Origin of the sequence: Methanobrevibacter sp. (genome assembly GCF_045541095.1) — an archaeon.
Classification (GTDB): domain Archaea; phylum Methanobacteriota; class Methanobacteria; order Methanobacteriales; family Methanobacteriaceae; genus Methanocatella.
Map to the genome: position 1 here is coordinate 1 of NZ_JAZQIJ010000116.1, position 5,027 is coordinate 5,027.

Here is a 5,027-nt window from a genome sequence, read left to right on the forward strand (position 1 = left end):
TAAATTATATATAAATAGCTATTTTATTATATTTAAAAAAAACATCAACATTAACATCAATTCTTAAAAAAATTTGTATACTTACAAATGGAAAATAAGTCGTCTTTATTTTTTCACTATACTCCATTTGACTTATTTCTCCCTATCCTTTTTCTTATATATTTGGTCAGTTAACTGACCACACATTTATATACTATGCAGTCAAATATTTAACCAACAATGAGAATAAGTTCATGTGATGTGGTTTTATATGTATGAAAAAGAAGAAATTATTGAGGATTATATCAGAGAAGAATTATTTGATGTCCCTAACATTTTAAATAATGAATTGTCTTTAAACGGCATGAATTTCCAATTAAGAAATGAATTTAATTTTATTAAAAGACATGTTGATGAGTTTCTAGAAAAAACAACCAATAACAGATATTTTGCACTTCCTGGTTTAAGAGGCGTAGGTAAAACAACACTACTGTATCAGACATATGAATATTTATACAAATCCAAAAATGTCAATCCTAACCAGATACTATTCATATCATGCGAAAACTTAAATGATATTGTTGATTTTAAAATCATTGATGTTGTAAAACAGTTCCTAAGCACTTATCACAACACTACCTTAAGACGATTAGACAAAAAGATTTTCCTGCTTATTGATGAGTCACAATATGACAAGAACTGGGCATTATCAGGTAAGCTAATATTCGATAAGACAAAAAACATTTTCATGATTTTTACAGGTTCGTCAGCCCTCAACCTCGAATATGATGCCAACTCAGCAAGAAGACTGCTTAAGCAAAATATAACTCCACTGAACTATAATCAACATCTGAAACTAAAATATGGCTATGATGCAGCTGACGTTTCCACTTCCCTTAAAAAACTAATTTTTGAGGGTGATGTTGGTGATGCAATCACAACCGAACATGCTATCAATCAGGACTTGATTAATCTTGAAAACTACTCTACAACTGACTGGGATGAATATCTAAAATACGGCGGATTTCCAACTGCACTCTTTGAAGACAACCACAATATAATATGCAAAAACATCACAGACATGATTAAAAAAGTCATTTCACACGACATGGGAACCATCTCCTCCATAACCTCAGATAGCCAGACACACGCCAATCGTTTATTGAGGTTTTTGGCTCTTCAAAAACCTGGAGACATTTCACAGGAAAAGATGGGATCTTATCTTGGAACATCCAAAGGCAACATCCGAAATATCCTGGACATATTGGAAAAAACTCAACTGATATTTCACTGCGAACCTCATATTGCATCCGCTAAAAGGTCCATTAAATCATGGGAGTATTTCTTTGCAACATCAAGCATCAAACATATCTTAACATCATCAATCGGAAATCTTAATTCAAATAAGAAAGCATATCTTGGAGTCCTTCTTGAAAATCTTGTTGCATCAACCTTATTCTACTTAAGCCATGAAGATGGAAACTTTTTTAAATTGTATTATGATCCAGAAAGTGATGGCAATGTTGACTTTATTATCCAAAGGGAATTTCAAAGTCCAATTCCAATAGAAGTAAGTATGGGTAAAAAAACCAAAAAACAAGTTTCTTCTGCTATTGAACGTTATAATGCGAATTATGGTATTATAATATCAAATACAACAAAAACTATTAAAAAAAAGGACAATGTTATCTATTTGCCTCCTAAAACATTTTCCTTTTTATAATTTATTTTTTTTAACCTTAAAAAAGTAGCCCATACATAAGTAATAAAATTCTATCATTCTCATTTTTAAGCCATAGTTATGGTGAGTGAAAAATTCTTTAAGGGGATTTGAATTCACCTAGTATCTTTAAAGAAATCATTTCCTGCTTTTGAAATCATCTCATGTGCCATAATACAATCAGCAACATATATGGAATTATTTTCCTTTTCAGCTAGTTTTAAATGTTCTTGGAGATAATTAAAGACGAGTTCTATGAATTCACCATCATTGTTGTCCAAATATTTCACAAAGTCATTGAAATCAAATTTTTCCAAGAATGTATCATAAAAATCAATCCATTGGTTCCGCTGTAGAAATTCCTCACCGTCTAGGGTTACTATTGCTTTATCTGATCTGAAATCATCCAGAGGAATCTGATTTTCAGCTATCCTGTCAATGAGTTCCTGTTTTTTACCAGAAATTTTCAGATTGTTTTTTCTTAAAATATTTTTCAAATCCTTGATTGTCAATGAGTCATGAGCGAATTCATCCCAGTTATCATAATTAACTTCATCACTGATTAAGTCCTGCATAAACAGTTGTGATTCTACTGCATGCGGAGTCATTGATCCTTTCATTCCCGCTACTGCCATTGCAATCTTTAAGCTATTATGTTTTTTAAGTGACTTTAAGATTCTGAAGACATAAATGTCGTGGCTTATCGGATAGTCCTTTCCATAATATGTGTCATCAAGCTTGTATTTCTCATCATTAGACCCCCACATCATCTCGGCGACAGGATATGGTGAGTCAAGATTCAACCCAAGAGAATTTAAATCCAAATGCTCTCCATCAGGCAACAGCAATTCAGTTTCATCATAATCATCGGCCAGCTCAAGAAATCTGTTGGAAAACTCTTCATCATTATTCATTGCATTAACTATTAGGTTTTCAAATTCGCTTTCATCATCTGAGAGTATGGCATTGAAAATACTGGCACCCAACTCTTCATTAGCTCCTATCACATCAAAAAATTCTTTCATAATCTGCATATCTTCCCCATCAGCTTCAGGTGAATCTAAAAATTCCTGAAATCCTTCAAATAATATTGAATCAGACATTTCACCAAGAAGCAGAGCAGTTAATCTCTCATCGACATCATCATCTGTTATTTCTCCGGCTTCATATTCTGTGATTAATTGCTGTTTGATTTCCAAAGCCCTGTCATGAGATACTATTTCATTGTCAACTATTCCCTGCATAAACTCTGATAATCCTTCACCTTCACCGACAATTACATCATAACCCCATTTTTCCTGAGGCAGTTCCTCTTTCAATTCCAGTATCAGTTTTTCAAATTCGCTTTGATATTTAAAGAATAATTCGACAATATCTTTGAAATATTCTTCAGTCAGTTCCTTTCTCTCACCATACTTTCTTAAATCGTTTTCAAGCATATAGTGATAGATTACCTCTCCTGCATCAACAAGAATGGTTGAACAGATTCCCAAGTCATAATAATTAGACAACGGCAGCTCATGGGATATTTCTTCTCTTTTGTTGGATTTCACATCCCAGTCATTGAAATAAAAATCTATCCCACTTACTACAATATCATCACTCACTTTCCTTGCAAAGGAATAATCAATCAGCAATTCGACGATACTACGTGTGGGCTGTAAAATTCCAAAATCAGGTGCTGAAAAAATCATTTTACATATTTCATTGAAAAATATTTGTTTTCCTCTAAATTCAGGAAGAATATAACATTCTGTTAACATCAGTGTTGATTGATTATGCAGTTCAAATGTTGCAAAGCCTACGACTTTATTTTCATATAAGAGTTCATCAAAAGCAAAACACAGTTCATTTTCAAGACAATATTCTTCCTTATTCATTGATTCAGTAATGTAAGGATAAACATTGAGAATTTCTTCACTATCTATAAAATCAAAATCAGATTCTGCAGTAATCATTACAGGCATTCCATCTTCACGAATTACATAATTTGCTTTTGACATTTAATTCACAACCCCAAAGTATAATTAATATTCATTTCTATTTCCGAGTAGTATAAATAATTTTTTCAATACTTTTGATTGGTAACTATACAAAACCAGTTCATTCGTTTTAATACGAACAATTGTAACATTCATTTGCCAAAAAGTTCAGATTATTACTTGTAAAAATACAGCGAGAAAAGTAGTAACTATACAAAAATTTATATACTTACAAAAAGTTAATACATTAGTTTTATCAATTCTACTTTTAAAAATTCCATAATAATCATCATGTTTGCATCTTCCTCAGATTAGATCATTTGTAATAGTCAGTAAAGACGAATCCGAGTCATTCAATTTTTGACTTTTTTAACCAGCTTCATTTGGTGTTTGCATAATATAATGATTGCGAAAAAAAGAAAAACTGTTAATCTCTTTCAACGATTTTCAAACCGGCATTTTCACACATCTTCGGAAGATGCTCAACAAATTCCCTTTTAAACTTTTTGGTCTTTCGATCCAAATCAACCCAAGGCACTATAGCCGGACTGATTTTTTTAAAAGCGTCTTTAATTGGACCATATTTCCAACCAGTGCTAATTTTTTCCCGATACCATTCATAATGTTCCATTTTGGCCAAATATTCAACAATATCATAGTTTAATTGTCTAACTGACCTGCCATAATCATTTATATCCCTCAACTCATATGTGAGATTAAACAAAAATTTTACCATGGAAACCGCTTTTTTATAATAGGAATCACGAATATCGTCAGGCAATTGCATGAAATCTGAAAAGATTCCATCATCCTTTTGACTAACACCCTCGCCATCCATATAATATTTATACATTCCAACAGCCAACAATTTAATTTTACTAAAAACAATTTTCAAACCCACTGAATCGATTATTTTAGGAATATTGCTTGCAGCTTCAAGGTCATATTGCTGAAGAACTGGGTCTAAATCTTGCCAAGGAACTAAACAATCATGAATTAATTTATCATAATCCCTTATAGGACCATAAGTCCATCCATGAGCGATTTTTTCTTGACACCACTGGTCATGCTCTAAAATTGCAATTTCATAAATTTCTTTAGGAGAAAATGAGTTAATTGCAAATCTTTCATCAGATAACCCTGCAATTTCATATCCAATCCTATTTAACTTTTCAGGAATTAATTTTGCCTGACGAATATAAGAAATTTTACTAACTGAAGGTAGCTCATCAAATGAGCACAAACGTTCATATCTGGCTTTAGTTGTATCATTAAGACTTCCATTAGCCAATTCTTTCTCATACTCCATCTTTATTTTATTATTATCCTCCTGATGAATCATTGAT

General features: G+C 32.0%; 3 protein-coding genes. 1 reads left to right on the forward strand and 2 read right to left on the reverse strand.

Going from position 1 to position 5,027, the window contains the following annotated elements:
• Positions 1-250: 250 nt before the first annotated feature.
• Positions 251-1,702, forward strand: coding sequence for an ATP-binding protein (locus tag ACKI2P_RS04855; protein WP_407375532.1), 1,452 nt, complete (start codon positions 251-253; stop codon positions 1,700-1,702).
• 113 nt (positions 1,703-1,815) lie between these two features.
• Here the strand turns inward: ACKI2P_RS04855 and ACKI2P_RS04860 are convergent, their stop codons facing one another.
• On the reverse strand, positions 1,816-3,702 hold the full coding sequence (locus tag ACKI2P_RS04860; protein ID WP_407375534.1) for an SAP domain-containing protein: 1,887 nt from the start codon (positions 3,700-3,702) through the stop codon (positions 1,816-1,818).
• A 406-nt stretch (positions 3,703-4,108) separates the two neighbouring features.
• Positions 4,109-5,027: RyR domain-containing protein (locus ACKI2P_RS04865; protein ID WP_407375535.1), on the reverse strand; the 919-nt coding region annotated here is incomplete at its 5' end.